This is a genomic window from Streptomyces arenae (assembly GCF_022343545.1).
Lineage (GTDB): Bacteria > Actinomycetota > Actinomycetes > Streptomycetales > Streptomycetaceae > Streptomyces > Streptomyces humi.
The window spans coordinates 1-18,345 of record NZ_JAKQYH010000076.1 but is presented as its reverse complement, the minus strand read 5'-3'; the positions used below and the strand labels follow the sequence as shown (position 1 = coordinate 18,345).

The 18,345-nt window shown below is 69.3% G+C and carries 18 protein-coding genes and 1 pseudogene; 14 read left to right on the top strand and 5 right to left on the bottom strand.

Annotation, left to right across the window (positions count from 1 at the left end):
• Positions 1-194: 194 nt before the first annotated feature.
• From MB828_RS37340 to MB828_RS37290, 11 genes are all read left to right on the top strand, one after another.
• Positions 195-614 (top strand): peptidase, encoded by a 420-nt coding sequence (locus MB828_RS37340; protein WP_301652038.1) that lies wholly within the window; start codon positions 195-197, stop codon positions 612-614.
• Positions 615-649: 35 nt separating this feature from the next.
• Positions 650-1,252, top strand: coding sequence for a hypothetical protein (locus MB828_RS37335; protein WP_301652037.1), 603 nt, complete (start codon positions 650-652; stop codon positions 1,250-1,252).
• Positions 1,253-1,447: 195 nt separating this feature from the next.
• A complete protein-coding gene (locus MB828_RS37330) occupies positions 1,448-2,182 on the top strand; it encodes a response regulator transcription factor (RefSeq protein WP_301652036.1) in 735 nt (244 codons plus the stop codon).
• Positions 2,179-3,624, top strand: a complete 1,446-nt coding sequence (locus MB828_RS37325) for a sensor histidine kinase (protein WP_301652035.1) — start codon at positions 2,179-2,181, stop codon at positions 3,622-3,624. The genes MB828_RS37330 and MB828_RS37325 overlap by 4 nt, the downstream gene beginning before the upstream one ends.
• A gap of 120 nt (positions 3,625-3,744) precedes the next feature.
• Entirely contained in the window at positions 3,745-4,665 is a 921-nt protein-coding gene (locus MB828_RS37320; RefSeq protein ID WP_430381489.1) for an RCC1 domain-containing protein, read from the top strand.
• 209 nt (positions 4,666-4,874) lie between these two features.
• A complete protein-coding gene (locus tag MB828_RS37315; RefSeq protein ID WP_301652034.1) occupies positions 4,875-5,480 on the top strand; it encodes a dienelactone hydrolase family protein in 606 nt (201 codons plus the stop codon).
• A gap of 121 nt (positions 5,481-5,601) precedes the next feature.
• Entirely contained in the window at positions 5,602-6,177 is a 576-nt protein-coding gene (locus MB828_RS37310; RefSeq protein WP_301652033.1) for a transcriptional regulator, read from the top strand.
• A gap of 190 nt (positions 6,178-6,367) precedes the next feature.
• Positions 6,368-6,811, top strand: a complete 444-nt coding sequence (locus MB828_RS37305; protein WP_301652032.1) for an RNA polymerase sigma factor — start codon at positions 6,368-6,370, stop codon at positions 6,809-6,811.
• Between the two features lie 1,107 nt (positions 6,812-7,918).
• Positions 7,919-8,110 carry a hypothetical protein gene (locus MB828_RS37300; protein WP_301652040.1) on the top strand — a complete coding sequence of 64 codons (192 nt, stop codon included), beginning with the start codon at positions 7,919-7,921 and terminating at the stop codon, positions 8,108-8,110.
• Positions 8,110-8,355, top strand: a complete 246-nt coding sequence (locus MB828_RS37295; protein WP_301652031.1) for a hypothetical protein — start codon at positions 8,110-8,112, stop codon at positions 8,353-8,355. Before MB828_RS37300 ends, MB828_RS37295 begins: the two co-directional genes overlap by 1 nt.
• Entirely contained in the window at positions 8,352-9,353 is a 1,002-nt protein-coding gene (locus tag MB828_RS37290; RefSeq protein WP_301652030.1) for a hypothetical protein, read from the top strand. Before MB828_RS37295 ends, MB828_RS37290 begins: the two co-directional genes overlap by 4 nt.
• 497 nt (positions 9,354-9,850) lie before the next feature.
• On the opposite strand, the gene MB828_RS37285 is transcribed toward MB828_RS37290, so the two are convergent.
• The 3 genes from MB828_RS37285 to MB828_RS37275 form a co-directional block, all read right to left on the bottom strand.
• Positions 9,851-11,350 carry an MFS transporter gene (locus tag MB828_RS37285; protein WP_301652029.1) on the bottom strand — a complete coding sequence of 500 codons (1,500 nt, stop codon included), beginning with the start codon at positions 11,348-11,350 and terminating at the stop codon, positions 9,851-9,853.
• Positions 11,351-11,475: 125 nt separating this feature from the next.
• Positions 11,476-12,495 (bottom strand): NAD(P)/FAD-dependent oxidoreductase, encoded by a 1,020-nt coding sequence (locus MB828_RS37280; RefSeq protein WP_301652039.1) that lies wholly within the window; start codon positions 12,493-12,495, stop codon positions 11,476-11,478.
• Positions 12,496-12,799: 304 nt separating this feature from the next.
• The gene (locus MB828_RS37275) at positions 12,800-13,066 is read right to left on the bottom strand and encodes a hypothetical protein (protein ID WP_301652028.1); all 267 of its coding nucleotides are present in this window, start codon (positions 13,064-13,066) and stop codon (positions 12,800-12,802) included.
• Between the two features lie 218 nt (positions 13,067-13,284).
• On the opposite strand from MB828_RS37275, the pseudogene MB828_RS47020 reads away from it, so the two are divergent.
• Positions 13,285-13,431 (top strand): annotated as a pseudogene (locus tag MB828_RS47020) (transposase); the annotation flags it as partial.
• Positions 13,432-13,481: 50 nt separating this feature from the next.
• On the opposite strand, the gene MB828_RS37270 reads toward MB828_RS47020, so the two are convergent.
• The gene (locus MB828_RS37270) at positions 13,482-14,360 is read right to left on the bottom strand and encodes an alpha/beta fold hydrolase (protein WP_301652027.1); all 879 of its coding nucleotides are present in this window, start codon (positions 14,358-14,360) and stop codon (positions 13,482-13,484) included.
• A 477-nt stretch (positions 14,361-14,837) separates the two neighbouring features.
• On the opposite strand from MB828_RS37270, the gene MB828_RS37265 reads away from it, so the two are divergent.
• Positions 14,838-15,461 carry a TetR/AcrR family transcriptional regulator gene (locus MB828_RS37265; RefSeq protein WP_301652026.1) on the top strand — a complete coding sequence of 208 codons (624 nt, stop codon included), beginning with the start codon at positions 14,838-14,840 and terminating at the stop codon, positions 15,459-15,461.
• Positions 15,462-15,779: 318 nt separating this feature from the next.
• Complete coding sequence (locus tag MB828_RS37260) at positions 15,780-16,340, top strand: Ku protein (RefSeq protein WP_343236228.1); 561 nt, start codon at positions 15,780-15,782, stop codon at positions 16,338-16,340.
• A 617-nt stretch (positions 16,341-16,957) separates the two neighbouring features.
• On the opposite strand, the gene MB828_RS37255 is transcribed toward MB828_RS37260, so the two are convergent.
• Positions 16,958-17,422: a translationally-controlled tumor protein gene (locus tag MB828_RS37255; protein ID WP_301652025.1), complete on the bottom strand. Its 465-nt coding sequence runs from the start codon at positions 17,420-17,422 to the stop codon at positions 16,958-16,960.
• Between the last annotated feature and the right edge of the window lie 923 nt (positions 17,423-18,345).

The following is an 18,345-nucleotide window of genomic DNA, read 5'->3' as shown; positions in this document are numbered from 1 at the left end:
ATCCGGGGTGGGTGTGGCGCTGTGGGTGGGCGGTGTGTCGGTGGCGAAACATTGGTGCCCTGCTGGTCTGCCTCTGTCCATCTGCTGGTCTGCCTCTCGACAGCGGGTTTCTAGGGTTGTTGTCGTCCCCCGGAGAGCGGGCCCCACGGTTCTGCGAACTCTCCAGTGATGCCCCGTGTTTGGAGACACCCCTGATGCGTGTTCTGCCCCGTCGTGCCCTGCTCGCCGCTCCCATCGCCGTGCTGGCGTTCGCTCTGACCGCCTGCGGCGGTTCCGACTCCGGCTCCGACAGCTCCAAGTCCGTGGCCACCCAGCAGCAGGACCAGAACACGGCCGGCGTTGGCGCCGGCGCCGGCGGCGAGAGGGCAGGTGACGCCGATGACAAGACCGAGCCGCCGCTGACCGGCGACGTGAAGACGAAGGCGGAGGCCGCTGCGCTCGCCGCATACCCGGGCACGGTTGTGAAGTCGGAGGAGGACGCGGAGAAGCCCGGTATGTACGCGGTGGAGGTCAAGCAGGCCGACGGCACCTCGATCGAGGTGTACCTCGACAAGTCCTTCAAGGTCACCGACACCAAGAAGGAAGGCACCGAGGAGACCGAGGACGCCGGCTGACGGCCGGGTCCTGACCCGAGGGAGCGAGAGACCCGATGCCGCCCGAGCCCGAGCAGACCTCTTCTGCGCCCACGGACGCCGAGGAGACGACGATCCTGGACCCGGTATCCCGCGCCCCGGCGCCGGGCGGCTACGGCGGCCGCTTCGCCGAGGACGCCTTCGACTACCCCTCGTCGACCGCTCACTCCTTCTGCGCCGATCCGGCCCCGACGGACACCGGTGAACCGAGCGCTGCGCGGCCTGTGCCGGCCGGTCACCGCAGCCCCAGGGGGAGGGCCGTGCGGAGCGCGGACGGCTGGCGGCAAGCGGCCCGCCGTCCCCGCTCCGTCCTCACGGCCGCCGCCGCGCTCGTGGTCCTGGGCGGTTTCGGGCTCGCTCTGTCCACGGTCAGCGACACCGTCACCTCCCCACCCGCCCCGGGCAGCACCGTCCAGGTCCCCGTGCCGAAGCCGCCGGCCACACAGTCGCTGTCGCCGACCGCACCGGCCACCGCCGCACCGCCCGGCGACGCCCCGAGTCCGACCGCCGCACCCACGCAGACCAGCCTGCCACCGGGCACCGGCCAGGACCCAGACCGCAGCGACGAACACGGACGGGAGGACCAGGGACGCGAGGACGGCGACAACGCCGACGGCTGACTCCCCGGTCCGCGTTGCCCACCGTCCCGCCACCACCGTTCTCCCGCCACCGCCGTCCGGCCGGCAGCGTCCTCCCGTCCCTGTGGACCGGACGGCACCCGCTTGCCACCGTCCGTCCCGTACGTCTTCCTCGATCCCCGGCGGCTTCCCATGAACCCACCAACTCCCCTGGCACAGCTGTGCGAGCCTGGCGCCATGCGGCTCCTGCTCATCGAAGACGACGACCGAATAGCCGGCCCCCTCACCGAGGGACTGGGCCGCTACGGGTTCACCGTGGACCACGTCCGCACCGGCGCCGCCGGCCTCGCCGACACCACGGCCGCTCCGGACCTGGTCCTGCTCGACCTCGGCCTGCCCGACATGGACGGCCTGGACGTCTGCCGCAGCCTGCGCGCCCGCTCCGCCGTCCCCATCATCATGATCACCGCACGGGGCGAGGAAGCCGACCGCGTCGTCGGCCTGGAACTCGGCGCCGACGACTACCTCGCCAAGCCCTTCGGCGTGCGGGAACTGATCGCCCGCATCCGCGCTGTCACCCGCCGCGCCGGCGCCCCCGCCTACACACCGACCGGACCCGCAAAAACCCCCGAACCGCACCGGCCGTCCTTTGGCGCACAGGAACTGGGCCCGCTGGCGATCAGCCGCCGTACCCGCGAGGTCTACCTCGACGGCCGGCCCGTCGCCCTGACGCCCAGGGAGTTCGACCTGCTGGCCTACCTCGCCGAGGACCCGGGGACGGTGTGCTCCCGCCAGCAGATCATGGACACGGTGTGGGACCCGCACTTTTTCGGCCCCACCAAGACCCTCGACGCTCACGTGGCCGCCCTGCGCCGCAAGCTGGGTGACCCCGCCTGGATCACCACCGCCCGCGGCGTCGGCTTCCGCCTCACCGCCCCCGGTGGCCCCGCCACCTTCGAGGCGGCCGGATGACCACACGCCTGCTGCTCAGTTACCTCGCCCTGACGGTCCTCGTGTTGGCCGCACTGGAGATCCCCCTCGGCTACCTCTACGCCCGCGGCGAGACCTCCCGCGCCTCCCAGAGCGTGGAACGCGACGCCTCCATGCTCGCCGAGGTCACCGAGGAGAACATCGAAAAAGGCCGGCTCGACGTCCTGCCCGACGTGGTCGGCGACTACGCCACCCGCACCGGCGGCCACGTCGTGGTCACCGACAGACAGGGCGTCGTCCTGGCCGACTCCGACCCGGCGGCCCGCACCGGCCTCAGCCTCGCCGCGCAGCCCGATATCGCCCGCGCGCTGCGCAACCAGCCCACCGTCACCACCACGACGGACGGCGACGGCCGCGACGTGCTGTCCGCGACCATGCCCGGCGCCTCCGGCACCACCATCCGCGGCACCCTGCGCCTGACCTACCCCCTGGACCAGGTCGGCACCCGCGTCCACCGCATCTGGGGCGCCCTCGCGCTGGCCGGAGCCTGCGTCCTCGCCGCGGTCGCCCTGGTCGCCTTCAGCCTGGCCCGCTGGATCACCCGCCCGTTGCGCACCCTGGAGGCCGCGACCACCCAGCTCGCCGAGGGCCAGCTCACCCACCCGCCCGACACCACCGCCGGACCGCCCGAACTGCGCCGCCTCGCCGCGTCGTTCACCCACACCGCCACCCGGCTGCAGCACCTGCTGGGGGCCCAGCAGGCGTTCGCCTCGGAAGCCTCCCACCAGCTGAAAACCCCACTCACCGCGCTGCGGCTGCGCCTGGAGAACTTCGAGCCCTACCTCGATGCGTGCGCCCACCCCAGCCTGGAGGAAGCCGTCAGCGAGGTCGAACGCCTGGGCCGCATGGTGCAGGGCCTGCTCGCCCTGGCCCGCCTGGAGAACACCGCCACCACCCCCGAACCCGTCGACCTGGACACCGTCCTCGCCGAGCGGGTCGCGATGTGGGAACCCCTTGCAGCGGAGCAGTACGTCGCCCTCGACGTCACCGGCCCGGCCGCCGGCCAGGTGTGGGCGATCCCCGGCGCGCTGGAACAGGTCATCGACAACCTGCTCGCCAACGCCCTGCGCGTCTCCCCGCCCAGCACCACCATCACCCTCCACCGCACCCCGGCCGGCGAACTCCACATCATCGACCAGGGCCCGGGCATGAACGATGCCGACCGCGAGCGCGCCTTCGACCGGTTCTGGCGCTCCTCCGACTCCCCTCACGACGGCACCGGCCTCGGCCTGCCCATCGTCCGCCACCTCGTCGATGCCTCCGGCGGCACCATCACCCTCCACCCCGCACCCGGAACCGGCCTCGACGCCCGCATCCACCTGCGCCCCGTCACCCCGCGTCCCCGCGGGGCGCGCCCGGGCGGCGAGGACTTCGGCTCCCATCGCCCCCTCAGCCGCCGACCACACACAGCCGGCCGACGATAAGCCCCCGCGCAGGGAGTCAACTCCGTCGACCCCGACGTCTGCCAGACGCTGCCCGGCGACACCGCCGGCCCCGCACAGTCCTGGGGCGCCAACGGCAACGGCCAACTCGGCGACGGCAGCATGTTCAGCCACAACGCCCCCGGGCAGGCCGTCAATCTGTCCAACGCCCGGGACATCGCCGGCGGCGGCCGGCACGCCCTGCCCCTGCTGGACGACCAGACCGTGGTGGCCTGGGGCCACAACAACCACGGCCGGCTCGGCAACGGCACCCACACGGACAGCGGCGTCCCGGTGCGCGTCGAGGGCCTGAACAAGGTGGTCGCGATCGCTGCCGGCCTCCACCACAGCCTCGCGCTGCGCGAGGACGGCACGGTCTGGGCCTGGGGCCACAACGCCAGCGGCCGGCTCGGAGACGGCACTTCGGCCGGCCGGAACGTACCCGCCCCGGTAGCCCGACTGAGCGGGATCACCGCTATCGCCGCCGGAGGCAACCACAACCTTGCCCTGAACGGAGCACCGGGCAGCAGCGACAGCATCGTGAAGGCCTGGGGCCACAACGAGGCCGGTCAGCTGGGCGACAGCACCACCGAGAACCGCAACACCCCCGTGGACACCGCGCTCACCACCGGCAGTGTGGCGCCGATCGGGGCCGGGGCCGACCACGGCCTCGCCGTCACCGGCACGGACCAGGCTCTCAGCACCCGGGGCGAGAACACCTCCGGCCAGCTCGGCGACGGCACCACGGACTACCGCACCAAGCCGGTCCCCGTACGGGGCCTGACCGGCATCCAGCTCATCGCCGCGGGCCGGGAACACACGGCCATCCTGCTCAGCGACAACACGGTGCGCCCCTGGGGCGCGAACGGCTCCGGCCAGTTCGCCAACGGCACCACCACCGACAGCACCACCCCCGTCACCAGCCTCACCGCCCTGACCGGCACCGACAAACTCGCCGCACCCGTCGGCGGCGACTTCAGCCTGGCCAGCTCGCCCGGCACACCCGTGTGCCCGGCACGAACGGCCGGGCACACGAGCGACTGATGGGCCCGGTGAAGTCAGGCTCGGACCAACGCCCTTCCAGGGTGGGGCCCTGACGCGGCGCCACGGCGCCCCACGGCGCCCCGGGGCCGCCTCCGGCGCCGAACTGCTCCGCGGCCCGGTAGGGGGCATGTATCGAAAGTGCTGCTCACAGTCACCGCTGCGGCGGGCAGTTGCAACAGTGCGGAGTTGCCGTACGGCACGATGCCTCCATGGTTCACATCGCGTTGTTCCACTCAGTTCTCGGCCTGCGCCCGGCCGAACTTCTTGCCGCCGAGCGGCTGCGTCGAGCCGGACATGAGGTCGTTACGCCTGACCTCTTCGGCGGCGCGACCGCGGCCACGCTCAACCAGGGATCCCGGCTGGTCGAGCGGGTGGGCTGGGCGGCGGTGGTCAATCGCGCTCGGCAGGCCCTCGTGGGTATGCCGGACGAGACTGTGCTCGCCGGTGTATCTATGGGCGCAGGTGTGGTCTCCGAACTCTGGCCCGAGCGCACCGCTGCCGCCGGCGTGCTTCTTCTGCACGCCACCGCAGACCTTCCCGTATCCGCTCGTCCAGGCCTCAGGGTGCAGTTGCATGCCGCTGAACCGGACGACTTCGCGCCGCCCGAGCGTGTTGCCGCGCTGTGCCGAGCGGCAGGGGAGAGGAGCGTTGACCTGGAGGTCTTCCGCTATCCGGGTGCCGGTCACTTCTACATCGACCGTGAGCTTGCCGACCATGACCCGGACGCAGCCGAGTTGACCTGGTGCCGGGTGCTGGAATTTCTTCAGGCCGCAACGGCCGCCGTCACGGCCGCGCAGGCAGCCGAGGCCCAATAGCCCCCAGGCGCCCTCAGCAACTGCTCTCGCCGCCGAACACCGAGCCGCGTCACCTTCCCCGCCAGGCAGGCAGAACTCCCCACACAGCGCCACACAGACGATCAAGGAAGGAGCCCCGCAGGTGCCTGAACGCAATCTCGACTTCGGCGAGTTCGGCGCGCGCGGTATCAAGGGCCATGAGGCCGTCGCGCGGCAGATGGACGCGCTCGCCGGGTACGTCGCCGCCCCGATCACCGCCCGGCGTGGCCTGCTGGCCCGCCTGTACTACCTCACCCGCTCCGGCCGCGCCCGCGCCGCCGCCCGCGAGGCCGGCCTGACCGCCACTCCCCGCACGAGCCGGGCCTGGCTCGCCGGCACCCGTTCCCCCTCGCGCGCGAACCTCGCCGTGATCGAGCAGGCCTACCGCGCGGTGCGGCGCGAGAACGTCGCCCGCTACCTCCTGGCCCGCCTCAACCGCGAGGGGCGCGGGACCCGGGTGGAGTTCCACCCGCTCAACCAGTCACAGGTCACCCGCCCCCACCAACGGGCCGTGGAGTACCGGACGCTGAACGTGCGGCACTGGGACCGGATCGCCGCCGCCTGGGCAGCCGGTGATGACGACGCCCTCGACACCGCGTGGGTTGACGACGCGGTGGTCGACCTCGGCTCCCGGTGGGGCCAGTACGAGTACGTCACCAACATCGGCTTCGCCGCATGAAGGCGTACCGCTTACAGGTGCTTGACCAGCAAAGACGCTCAACTGGAAAAGATCTTGAAGCAAGGTGACGGAAATCGGCTTGCTGCTCCGTCCTCTCTTACAAGTCAGGGTTTGCGCCCTGGCCCATCGGACTCGGTGCTCTCTCTGGGACACGGAGCCCGAGCCGGTCGCACCGAGAAGGGGGCCGTCGATGAAGATCGGCGACCACTTCGAAGACCCGCAGGAGGACGGGGAGTCCTCAACGTCTCCGTTCGCCAGCGAGTCCCCGGACCCGGACGCCACTCCGGGCCTGAACTCTGGACGCGAGATAGCCACTTGCGTCACAGGGGCGATATCCCCGGAAGCCTGTGCTGACTTCGTTAAATACTGCGAAGAACACACGGCAAGTTTCATCAGGGTCGCTAACCGAGTCACTGGCAACCTCTGGGATGCGCAGGACGCGGTCCAGGACACTTTTCTCAGGTTCTGGAAAAACTGGCCCGATCCGGAATTCAGGATTCGCGTTTCGAACAACCGGGGCTATGCGTACAGATCCATCGCCAATGCGGCGATCGACACGATCCGAAGCGGAAAGTCCCGGCAAGAACGAGAAGAAGAAGATGCCAGGAAAGTAATCGTCGGGGAGGTGTCCTGAGGAGGATCGCAGAGATCGTTGAGCAGGTAGACGACGAAACAGCAGCAGTCGCATGGTGGCTCCATGCGGCAGACGCAGGCGACGAAGTGGCCGTCGAGATCGTCGATGAACTTGCCCTCGATCCGTCTGTCGAACGACCCAGCGTTCTGCAGAGCATCCACCAGCTTCAGAACTCGATACACTCAAGAATCGAAGCACGTCAGTCCGACTTGTGACATTCGTAGCGTCGCAAGTCTCGATAGTGGAATACCATGTTCGATCAACGCTACCTATGCACCAGGTAGCGAACCGATTGTTCGGGGGTACGTCGACCCCTGATCTCGGCTATTGGGGCCGTGGCCTTCTTGGGGGAAGGTCCGACTGGCCAGCCATCATGTTTAGAGGTCGACGTAACGCAGAAGGCCCGGACACCACACGAGGGGTGATGGTGTCCGGGTCTTTCGTATTTCTTGACTCGGCTGAAAGATTTTGACCCGCGGCTCCGTCCTCATAACGAGACCAGGAGGAGCCCCATGAATAATCTGTCAGATACTTCGCCGCGAGAACAGAGGCTGTCCCGATGACCCTGCTTCTTATCGTCGCTCTCGCCCTTGCGGGCGGAGGAGTGTATATCGCCTACCGAAATCCAAGGCTGGGGGCAGCCATTCTCGTAGGGCTCGGCATCCTTACCGCGCTCTATCTTGTCTGGGAGAAAGACCCGAGTGTCCTTCAGACCAGTGTTCCATCGGCACCGACCTCGGCCGTGACACCGCCGCCCGGCCAGCCGCAGATGCCGACTCCTATTGCATCCTCAGCTCCCACACGGCCGACTGTCGGCTAGCTGTCTCAGCGCCGCCGACAGCTGGGCTGTCTGCTTTGTTTGCTGATGCTGGGCGGCCCGGCAGTCTCGTATTTCTCAAGCCAGGGCGCTCCCGTCGGCGGTGGTCACGAGCACCAGGTCGCCAAAGATCCACAACAAGTCACTGCACCCACAGGACGGGGCAGCCGCAGCAAGCCGGTCCGCAAGCGGCTCGTGCAGCGATACCGTGAAGGCACACGCCCGTACCGTGCTTGGAGGCTCCGATGACCGACCAGCCGGCCCCCGGCGACGGAGCCGTCCGGCAGTAGCTGGAGCCCGCGGCCGCCGACGCGGTCCGCGCGTACGCGGCTCAGACCCGTGAGCGGGCCGACCAGTTCGCCGCCGTCCTGGAGGACATCGCCGAGAACGGCCTGCCCCCGGTCGAGGACTGCACCCCGTGGGAAGAGCTCCGCGAGGCCCAACTCGCCCGGCTCGCCGCGCAGCGGCCGGCCGTCGCCTGATGACGCCTGGGCACGGCCCCCGCCGCGCCCGGATCGCCTTCTCCGAGGCCGCCGCGAAACAGCTGGAGAACATCACCGGCGAGACGGACATCCACGCCCTGGACCGCGCCCTGGTCGTCATCTCCGTCGACCCTGACGTCGGCGAGCCACTGCCCGGCGACACCGCCGGCCCCCAGCTGCGCCAGTACACCGACGACATCGAAGGGTCTTCCATGTCCTGGCTTCCGGCAAGCCTTCCTCCGTGATGGACTGGCTGAACCGGCCGGCGAGGGCCTCGCTCCTGGCCCGCATCCGCGACACCGGCGGCCCCCTCACCCACCAGATGCTCGATGACCTCATCCCGGCAGACGGCGTCCATCTCCTGCGCCTGATCCTGGTAGCTGGCCAGGTGTTGCCCGCGCGCGACGAGCAACTTGCCTCCCTGGACCGCTGGGTGCCCACGCTGCTGGAGAGCATCCCCGACGCCCACGAACGGCAGCTCGTTCACGCTTTCGCCCACTGGCATCACCTGGGCCGCCTGCGCTCTCGGCACTCGCCCGACCGTCCCCTGTCGCCCAACACCGCAGCCAGCGTTCGCTACTGCCTCACACAAACAGTCCACTTCCTGCAATGGCTGCGGCACGCCGGCAGGTCCCTCGCCGCCTGCACACAGGAGGACATCGACGCCTACCTCTGCGACGGCACCGTGATGCGGTACAAGGCCCGCGGCTTCGTCCTGTGGGCCGCCCGGCGCAGCCTCATCCGCCACCCCGTCGACTTCCCGCCCATGCCCAGCGACAAGCCGCGCCGCTCCTTGACAGAGGACGAACGGTGGCGTCTGGCCCACCGCTTCCTTCACGACGACACCATCGACACCGTCGACCGCGTCGTCGGCCTGCTCGTCCTCCTCTACGGCCAGCCCCTCACCAAGATCTCGCGCCTCACCACCAGCCACGTCATCCAGGCCGGGCAACGCGTCCGACTGGCTCTCGGCACCCACCCCGTCGACGTCCCGCCACCGCTGGACCGTCTCCTGCTCGTCCTGGCCGAAGACCGCGAAGGCCCGCCCGGCCTCGGCCGCGCCGACCAGCCCTGGCTCCTCCCCGGCTACTTCCCAGGACGCCCGCGCGGCACGGCCCACCTCCGCTCCCGCCTGACCGCCTACGGCCTGCCCTCCCGACGCGGCCGCAACAGCGCCCTGATGGACCTCGCCGCCCAGATGCCCCCCCGCCGTCCTCAGCCAAGTCCTCGGCATCGGTATTAAAGCCGCCACCCAATGGGCCGACGCCGCCGGCAGCTCACGAACGGAGTACGCCGCCAGCCTGAGCAAAAGCCGACGCACCGACAGCGAGCCGAACAGACCTCGGCCCTCCGACTGACGCCGGCAGTGCGCCGGGCGGCGTGGGGTGCCCGGCGGGGCGCGAACGGCGGAGCAGGGCACGCGCGGGGCTACTCGGTGAAGGCGCTCATTGCCAGTTGTCTCGCAGGCCCCCCGGCCTGCCGTTGCTGCATCCCCGCAGGCGGGGGTGGCCGTGACCAGGGCGGTCGGCCTGGGTTCCTCCGGCCGGTCGGGGTCGGCCCCCAGCCGCCGTGCGAGCTCCTGGACCAGCATCTCCTGCCAGCCCAGCTGCTTCTCGAGGTGTCGGGCGCGCAGTGACGGCGGGTCCAAGACCTGGAGATGCCCTGCTTTCCTGCGCTGGTCCGTGTCTTGAGAACGACAGTCATCGCAGGTAGCAGGGCATCTCTGGGGTGGATCCAGGCTCAGTGGGCCATCACGGGTTCGCCCTCGGACGGCTCCAGAGCCCGATTCGGGATCAGGAACGCGGCGATCACCGCACCGACCACGAAGAACCCGGAGCCCCACGCCAGGGTGGCTGTGTAGCCCTCGACCCCGGCCTGCGCAGCGGCCAGTGCGCTGGGCTTGTGCGAGGAGAGGTAGTCGGTCGCGGCCGAGGAGGCGACGGTGGTCAGCAGTGCCGTGCTGATGGAGCCGCCGATCTGCTGACCGGTGTTGATCAGCGCCGAGGCGACACCCGCGTCCTCGTGGTGAATGCCCGAGGTCGCCCCCTGGAAGGCGGTGGACATCACCGCGCCGATGCCGAGACCCAGCAGGATCAGGCCGGGCATGATGTGGGCGGCGTAGGTGCTGTCCAGTTCGAGCCGGGTCAGCAGGGCCATGCCGGACGCGGCCACGAGGAAGCCGGTGCTGACGACGATCTTCGGGCCGACCCTGGGCAGCACCAGCGAAGCCATCGTGGTCGACGAAGCGACGACGGCCGCGACCATCGGCAGGAACGCCAGACCGGTCTTGATCGGCGAGTAGCCGAGGCTGGCCGCGAAGTAGTAGGTCAGGAACAGGAAGATCGAGAACATCCCCATGCCCAGCACGAACACCGCGAGGAACGAACCACCGCGGGTCCGGTCCAGCACGACGCGCAGCGGCAGCAGCGGATGCGCGACCCTGGTCTCCAGCCATACGAAGACCGCGAGCAGCACCGCGCCGGTGATCATGGAGCCGAGGGCGACCGGGTCGGTCCAGCTGGTGGACTCGACGTGTGCGAACCCGTAGACGACGGCGAACAGCGCGGCGCTCACCACGACGATGCCAGGGATGTCGAGTTTGGGCTTCTTGGTGATCGCGGGCTTGGCCAGCAGCAGCAACGCACCGATCAGGGCGGGGACCGCGAAGACGACGTTCACGTACATCACCCAGCGCCACGACGCCCATTCGGTGAGCATGCCGCCGAGCAGCAGCCCGATCGCGCCGCCCGCACCACCCAGCGCACTGAAGATACCGAAGGCCTTCGCCCTTTCGGACGGTTCGGTGAAGGTCACGCTGAGCAGGGAGAGGGCCGCGGGCGCGAGCACCGCGGCGAACAGGCCCTGGGCCACACGTGCCGCGACGAAGATCTCGAAGCTGCCGGCCGAGCCGCCGACGACGGACGCGGCCCCGAAACCTGCCAAGCCGATCACGAAGAGGGTACGTCGGCCCAACAGGTCACCGAGCCGGCCGCCGAGCAGCAGCAGGCTGCCGAACGCCAGGGCGTACCCCGTGATGACCCACTGCCGGCTGCCGTCGCTGAAGCCGAGGTCCTGCTGCGCCTCGGGCAGCGCGATGTTCACGACCGTCGCATCGAGCATGACCATGAGCTGTGCCACGCCTATGACGACCAGCACCCACCAGCGCACGGCATGTGAGCCGCGAAGGCCCGATTCCCTCTTTCCGGGGGCGGGCGCCCCGCGGTCGATGCTGGTACTCATTTTCTTCCCTTGCTTGGTGGTGGTGGGCATGACGGAAAGCCGTCTGGAAACTGGATGGCTTGGTTGGTTTCCTCGCCGATGAAGGTGAGGCGAGGGTGACGGGCTGAGATCTCAGGGCTTCGAGATCATCGTGTGGCCGCTGTGGGGCTTGCCTCGGCGATCTTCTGGAGGGCCGCGTCGGTGTCCGCGATGGCCAGCGTCTTGTTGATGTCGGCGCCGGCCAGTGCGCCGGCCGCTGCGGAGGCCCCGACCTGGGCGACCGGATCGGTGACGTTGCCGGCCACCCACACACCCGGCACCTCGGTGGTGCCGGCCGTGCCGGAGGCGAAAGCGCGGCCCACATTCGGCAGGTTCTGCACCGGCAGGCGCAGACCTTCCAGGCCCTGGGTTCGGGCCTGCATCTGCGGGACGACCGCGAGGACGCGGCGGGCCACGACCTGGCCGTCGGCCAGGCGCACCCCGGCGAGGGCACCGTCCTCGTCGTTGACGACCTCGGTGACCGGGGAGTCGATGACGCGGATGCCGCGGGCGGCGAAGCGGGCGCGACTGTCCTCGTCCAGGTCGGTGCCGTGGGTGAAGTAGGTCAGGTCCTCAGTCAGCTGCCGGAACAACAACGCGGGGCCGATGGAGGCCGGGCCGGCGGCGAGGATGCCGATGGGCTCGTCGCGCACCTCCCAGCCGTGGCAGTACGGGCAGTGCACCACACTGTGCCCCCAGTGCTCGGCGAGCCCGCGCACCTGCGGCAGCACATCCGTGAGGCCGGTGGCCACCAGAATGCGGCGGGCGGTGATGTGGCGGCCGTCGGCCAGGGTGACGGCGAACCGCAGGTCCCCGTCCGCCGACGGGGCGGCGGACTCGGCCGAGACCACCTCGCCGAACACGACGCGTCCGCCGTACTGGCGCACCTGCTCCCGGCCCCGCCGAAGGATCTCGGACGGCGGGGTGCCGTCCAGGGCGATGAGGCCGTGCACGGCATCGGCGGGCGCGTTGCGCGGGGAGCCGCTGTCGATCACGACGACCGAGCGGCGGGAGCGGGCGAGGATCAGGGCACCGTTCAGCCCCGCGGCGCCCCCGCCGATCACCACCGCGTCGACGGTCCCCTCGGCCAGTGCGTCGCTCGCGTAGGGAGGAGTCGTCACAGCCATGGCCTCCTGCTTTTCCTTGTCAGTCATGGTTCGGTCAACCCTTCGAGGTCTGGGTGGGTGCAGGGGGGAGCTGTTCAGGAAGCCCAGGAAGTGGTCGGCGACCGTCGGGGGCTGTTGTGGAGAGTCCGGCCCCGGTTTGCTTGGGACGTCCGGCCTGGAAGGCGTCGCAACGCCGGGTGACGCGGAGGAGTTCAAAGGCATGGGTTGCCCTCGATAGCGCCAGGCGTGCGCACAGCCTGTCCCGGCAGCTCAGGACGGTTATGTATTGAACAGTAAAAAACCTAGGCGGTTCTGTACTGAGTTGTCAAGCGTGACAGGTCGGGCCCCCGCTCACCATGAAGATGCCCGGAATGCCGAGCTTGGGCATCTTGGTGATCACGGGCATGGCCAGCAGCAAGGCACCGATCAGGGCGGAGGTCGCGAAGGCGACGTTCACGTACATCGCCCACCGCCACGACGCCCATTCGGTGAGCATGGCGCCGAGCGGCAGCCCGAACCGCTCCATGGTTTCGGGCCCGAAGATGCCGGCGGAGTCCTCGCCGGGACGAACAGCAGAAGGTCGCAGTGCCACACCCTGATGGACACTCAGCGTGGACCAGGTAGGGCCCGGTTTGATGTCGCATCTTTCCGAGTTGGAAGGATGCGTGTCATTGCCGAAGAAGGTGGATCCCGAGCTGAGGGCCCGAACCGTCCGGCTGGTGCTGTAGCACCGTGCCGAGTACCCGACCAAATACCGCGGCGTTGCTGACGGTCCAAGCAGGTCGGGGTGGGCAGGAGTCGTTGTGACACTGGGTCGCCCAGGCCGAGATTGACGGCGGCGAGGCGCCCGGGGCCACGACCGAGGAGAACAGGGAGATTCGCCGGCTGCGGTCGGAGAACCGTCGGCTGGGTGAGGACGTGGCGATCCTGAAGGCGGTCACAACCTTCTTTGTCGGGGAGCTCGAATGCCTGGACAGGTAGGCGGCGGGGGTGCCGGCCGTTTGGGGTCAGGCCGCGCCGAGCAGGATCCGCGCCATCTCGTCAGGGCGCTCCAGGGCGGAGAAGTGCCCGGTGCGGGGCACGGTGATGCGGTGGACGTCGGTCAGCGCGTTGGCCACTCGGTCTCGCTCGGCGGGCGTGGACCAGTCGTTTTCGCTGTAGACGAGGGTGACGGGTGCCGACACGCGCGGGTAGCGCTCGCGGGCCCGGTCGAATCCCTTGAGGCTGCGGAAGATCCCTCGGGACACCTTGGCGTAGCCCTCGCGACGGCCGCTCCTCAGCAGCTCGGTGATGAAGTCCTCGGGCAGCCGGGTCTTGTCGACGTAGCCGCCCTGCAGAATTGCCCGAAAGATGGGCCGCGGCTCGAGAGGGGCGAAGACGGGGCCCAGCACGGGCATCCGCACGCTGGAGATGATGACGCGGGCGAGCCAGTTTCCCCGCTCGCCTCCCTGGGGGTAGTCGTAGCTGTTGAACGCCACGACCCGGCTGACCCGGTCCTTCAAGTCGATCGACGCCGACAGGGACAGGGCGCCCCCGAGCGATTCGCCCGACAGGGTGACGTCGTGAAGGTCCAGTCCGCGGACGAATTCGACGACCGCGGCCCGCAGTTGCGGCTCCTCGTACTGTGCGCCCGGGACGATGTCGGACCACCCCATCCCGGGCAGATCCAGCGCGTAGACCGTGTAGTGGTCCCACAGCAGCGGGATCACTCGCTGGAAGTAGTCGAGCTGGCCGCGCACGGTGTGCATCAGCACGAGGGCGGGGCCAGTGCCCACCGTGTAGTACCGCAGCCGCGAGCCATCGGCCCGGGTGAAGAACCGCACCTCGCCGCGGCCGCTGCTCCAGGTTCTCGCGTACGTCGCGTCGGGAGACTCGTTGCGTTCCATAGTTCTGTCCATTCAGACAAGAAGAATGCCGCAATACGGACATTCTTTTTATTTCGTTGGTCTGTGAAGCTGGTCAGGGTTCGGTCCGTGGCCGGCCAGGCTCAGCGCAGCGTGTCCGCCCGGTTTGCCGGCATGCACCCCGCCGGTCCCGGCGTGGGCCGGTCGGCAGGGCATCGCTGGGCGGGACGCTGGGGTCGATTCCGCCGCCCTTGGTCATGACGGCTCCTGGGCCGGGTCGGGGACGGTGGCGGTGGCGGTGGCGGTGAGGGGGAGAAGCGCCTGGGTTGTTGCGGGCATGACTTCGTCGGGTGCTGCGCGGGGTCGCCCGCGCTGAGGCCGACACGGTCCGCACCGATCCCGCAAGCCCGGACCAAGCCTGTCCGGCCAGCTCAGGACGGTTATTTACTGAACAGTTCGAAACCTAGGCGGTTCTGTACTGAGTTGTCAATACGGGCCGCTCGGCTTTACCTTCCTTGTATGGCGAGACCACGAAACTTCGACCGCGACCACGTCCTCCATGCCGCCGAGCGGCAGTTCCGCACCTCGGGCTACAACGGCACAAGCGTCGACGACATCAGCGCCGCCACCGGCCTGGGCCGCGGCAGCCTCTACGGCGCGTTCGACGGCAAGCACGGCGTGCTGCTGGAGGCGATGACCGGCTACGTCGCCCGGCTGGCGCAGGGTCCGCGGAAGATGCTCGACGGACCGGACGAGGGAGCCCTGGAACGACTGCACGCATACCTGCTCCGCGCCGTCCACGGGGTGCCACTCGCCGACGACGTACCCCCCGCCTCCGACCGGGCAGGGGCGGCCTGCTTCGCCGCCAAGATGGCCCTGGAGATCGGCGCCTCCGACGCCGAGGTAAAACGCCTGGCCAACGACTGCTTCTCCGTGGTCCGGGCGGCGGTGGCCGAGTGTGTGCAAGCGGCGCAGCGCAACGGCGACATCGACCCCGACGCGGATCCCGACGACCTCGCATACCTTCTGCTGAGCGTCATCCGCGGGGCCGATGTCATAGGCGCGTACGGCCACAGCCCCGACCGCCTTACCTCGATCGCGGAGAGCGCATTCGCCCTGCTGCCTCGCCCGCGCCACACCTGAGAAGGGCACGGCCGGCCTCGTTGCACAGGCACATCTGATGCTGTCGGCCCACTTCGACGCCGCAGAGACACGGACCGCAGGTTTACGCGCCGCCGCGCTTGAACTGCACGGTCAGTCGCCGAAGGACTCGCCGCCGGCAGGCGGTCGTACTTCGGCCACCGCCTGGAAGCGCGTGGCAGCTACAGAAACTCCGACCAATCGAGCACGGACTCCTACCGGTGTCACACCCCGACTGGCCTTGACCCCGGTCGGGTCCGCTCGGCAGCCTCACCGAACGCTCAACCATTCCGCAGGTTCGCATAGCCACGTTCGCCAGTACTGAGGCGGGCGCTGGCGCGGTCCTCGCGGGTCGCGGTGACGAAGTTCGCGTGGAGCGGCCGCGAGCGGCTGGGGCTGCTGCGGGTGCGGAAGGACGTGATCGTCCTGCACGCGATGCGCTGGCCCGATGAGGTCCGCGACCCGAGCGAGCTGTATCCGCCGGCCGCGGACGTCTCGGACGCAGAGATCGACGGGGCCGTGGAGCTGATCGAGCGGATGACCACCGACCGCCTGGAAGGCCCGGAGTTCGTCGACCACTACACCGAAGCCCTGGAGAAGGTGATCGAGGCCAAGCGCGAGGACCGCGAGCTGCCCGAGGCACCCGAGCCGGAGCAGCCGGCCGGCAAGGTGCTCGACCTGATGGCCGCCCTGCAAGAGTCCGTGGACAAGGCGAAGGCCTCCCGCGGCGAGGACACCGGCACCCACGCCCAGGTCCACGAGATGCCCACGAAGAAGACGGCCAGGACCCCGGCGAAGAAGACGGCCGCCAGGAAGACCACCACGAAGAAGACCACGGCCGCGAAGAAGACGACGGCTCGCAAGCCCCGGCGCAGCGCGTAGCCGCGGGTGAGCGGCAGGCGCATCAGGGACGGGTGCCGACGTGCCCACCGATCCCCTGGGGTATCGGCGGTCGAGAGCCGGCGCGCAGAAAGTACTCCTGGCCGCCCCTCACATACGCGTGCTGAGGTATCGCACGGACCGCCCCCACCGCTCCAGCACCGGCCCCATGCACCACTGGCACAGCGGGCTCCCGCCACTGCCGTACCGATGGGTCTTGCGCTGGCACCCGGCGCACTGTCCGACCCGGTCACCAGGGCAGACCAGCGCCGACGGATCCGGCTCCGAGATCGGCGGGGGCGCAGCAGCGGTCATCAGGACTCCATCCGGGCAGCACATTTCGGCCACACCAGACACACGATATCGGCCCCGATGGCACTACTGTTCGAGCCGCGCGCTCGGAAGTAAACCCAGGATTTCTTTTCAGAGTGGGGGTCCTGGCGCCGGCGCCACGGTGCCACACGGCGCCCCGGGGCCGCCTCCGGCGTCCAGAGCCCCGAGCCGCCGCGCGGCCTCGAGTGCCTCACCAGGCCCCCCGCCCTGAAAGGGCGGCCGCCGCGGACGTGAACGGAACACTCTTGCTCGCGCGGAGCCGACCGGGCCCGGTCAGGTTGCGGCCCTCAGAGCTCCGTGGCCTCAACGCCGTGCTTGAAGAAGGTGAGGTACGGCGTAGTGCCGTCGTCCCGGTAGTTCAGGAGAGCGACCGCACCGTCAGAGTTCATGCTTTGGCCCGTGAGGGGGTCGTAGTCTCTGAAGTTGGCCAGGACACGCTTAGCCAGGGCAGCCGACTCCTTCTCGAAGACCTCGACGGACTCCGGGGCCGTCTCAGTCAGCTTCGTTTTCACGGCCTTCAGGTAACGCGTGAGGTAAGCCCCGTACGACTTCTTATCGAACGACGTCGGCTGCAGACTGTGCGCGAATACCACGTCGAGCACCGTTCTCTTGCCGCCAGAGGGCCCTTCCTCGGCATCTGCGGAGACCTCGATCAACTTGCACTCGACTTCGTAGGCGCCCCCCACCTCCTTGACGGGGAAGTCGTCAGTGAAAAGTTCGTCGCCGCTGATGATGTCGATGTAGAGCTGCATCGCCTCTGGGGTGCCTTTCTGAAGAAGCGGAAGCGCAAATCGGAGCTCGCCGGAGCGGCGCGCCGGTCTGGATGTTGACCCTTCGGCGCCCGCTGGCCAAGCACACTGCGCGATTGATCACTTCCGCAAGCTGCCAGCCGAAAGGTCACCCGTTCTGGTGCCCGCCAGCCACCACAGGACAACCAGCGCGCCCCGGGAGCCGGCTCCGGTCGGCGCAAACCGAGTTCCGCGCCCTGTCCGGCCTGTTCTCATGCCCTGCCGGCCACCTGCTCGTCCCGCAGGATCGACCTGGACGGCCCCACGTGTGGGCGGTCGGCGCCTCCGGCACCCTCGGCTACGTCACCGACCCCGCCCATGCCCTGGAGCAACTCGGCGAGGCTCTCGCAGACCTCGGCGAGGCCGAGACGCCCAAGCCGGAATACGGCATCATGTGTTCTCTGCGAAATGCCGTGGGTGCGTTCGGAGAATACGTGAAAGCATTTCGAGTCGAAGTCGCTCCGGTATCCATCCGGCAATTGGAGGGAGCCCGAGCCGTCATCCCAGAATCTAGCAGGGTCGAGAATTGACGCATTCCCGTCTGGTGGCTTTCCGGGGCGGGGGTAGCCTGTCATCCCAGAACCTATCCGGCTGTCAGTTTTGACGCACCGGGGAGTGGTTGACGGAGCATCACATCTGGTCGTGCGGCCACGGGTTCGCGGTAGCCTACACCTTTCCCCCCTTGCTACTGCCGCCTCTGCCTGACTGCGGAGCTGTCAGGCCCCGTACCAGCGCGGAGCGTTGGTGCGGGAGGGTGGGCACGGAGTGCCTGCCCGGTCCCGGACGGAGTCCGGGCCCCCCTCCGGCGGAGCCGGAGGGGCCGGCGCGTAGCGCCGGTAAGCGTCGCGTAGCGACGCCGCGACGTGTCTGCGGAGCAGACCGCGCGC

Excerpts from the sequence above, each read along its gene's own strand:
- MB828_RS37340 (WP_301652038.1), top strand. The coding sequence starts at position 195 with ATGCGTGTTCTGCCCCGTCGTGCCCTGCTCGCCGCTCCCATCGCCGTG.
- MB828_RS37335 (WP_301652037.1), top strand. The coding sequence starts at position 650 with ATGCCGCCCGAGCCCGAGCAGACCTCTTCTGCGCCCACGGACGCCGAG.
- MB828_RS37330 (WP_301652036.1), top strand. The coding sequence starts at position 1,448 with ATGCGGCTCCTGCTCATCGAAGACGACGACCGAATAGCCGGCCCCCTC.
- MB828_RS37325 (WP_301652035.1), top strand. The coding sequence starts at position 2,179 with ATGACCACACGCCTGCTGCTCAGTTACCTCGCCCTGACGGTCCTCGTG.
- MB828_RS37320 (WP_430381489.1), top strand. The coding sequence starts at position 3,745 with ATGTTCAGCCACAACGCCCCCGGGCAGGCCGTCAATCTGTCCAACGCC.
- MB828_RS37315 (WP_301652034.1), top strand. The coding sequence starts at position 4,875 with ATGGTTCACATCGCGTTGTTCCACTCAGTTCTCGGCCTGCGCCCGGCC.
- MB828_RS37305 (WP_301652032.1), top strand. The coding sequence starts at position 6,368 with ATGAAGATCGGCGACCACTTCGAAGACCCGCAGGAGGACGGGGAGTCC.
- MB828_RS37295 (WP_301652031.1), top strand. The coding sequence starts at position 8,110 with ATGACGCCTGGGCACGGCCCCCGCCGCGCCCGGATCGCCTTCTCCGAG.
- MB828_RS37285 (WP_301652029.1), bottom strand. The coding sequence starts at position 11,350 with ATGAGTACCAGCATCGACCGCGGGGCGCCCGCCCCCGGAAAGAGGGAA.
- MB828_RS37280 (WP_301652039.1), bottom strand. The coding sequence starts at position 12,495 with ATGGCTGTGACGACTCCTCCCTACGCGAGCGACGCACTGGCCGAGGGG.
- MB828_RS37270 (WP_301652027.1), bottom strand. The coding sequence starts at position 14,360 with ATGGAACGCAACGAGTCTCCCGACGCGACGTACGCGAGAACCTGGAGC.
- MB828_RS37265 (WP_301652026.1), top strand. The coding sequence starts at position 14,838 with ATGGCGAGACCACGAAACTTCGACCGCGACCACGTCCTCCATGCCGCC.
- MB828_RS37255 (WP_301652025.1), bottom strand. The coding sequence starts at position 17,422 with ATGCAGCTCTACATCGACATCATCAGCGGCGACGAACTTTTCACTGAC.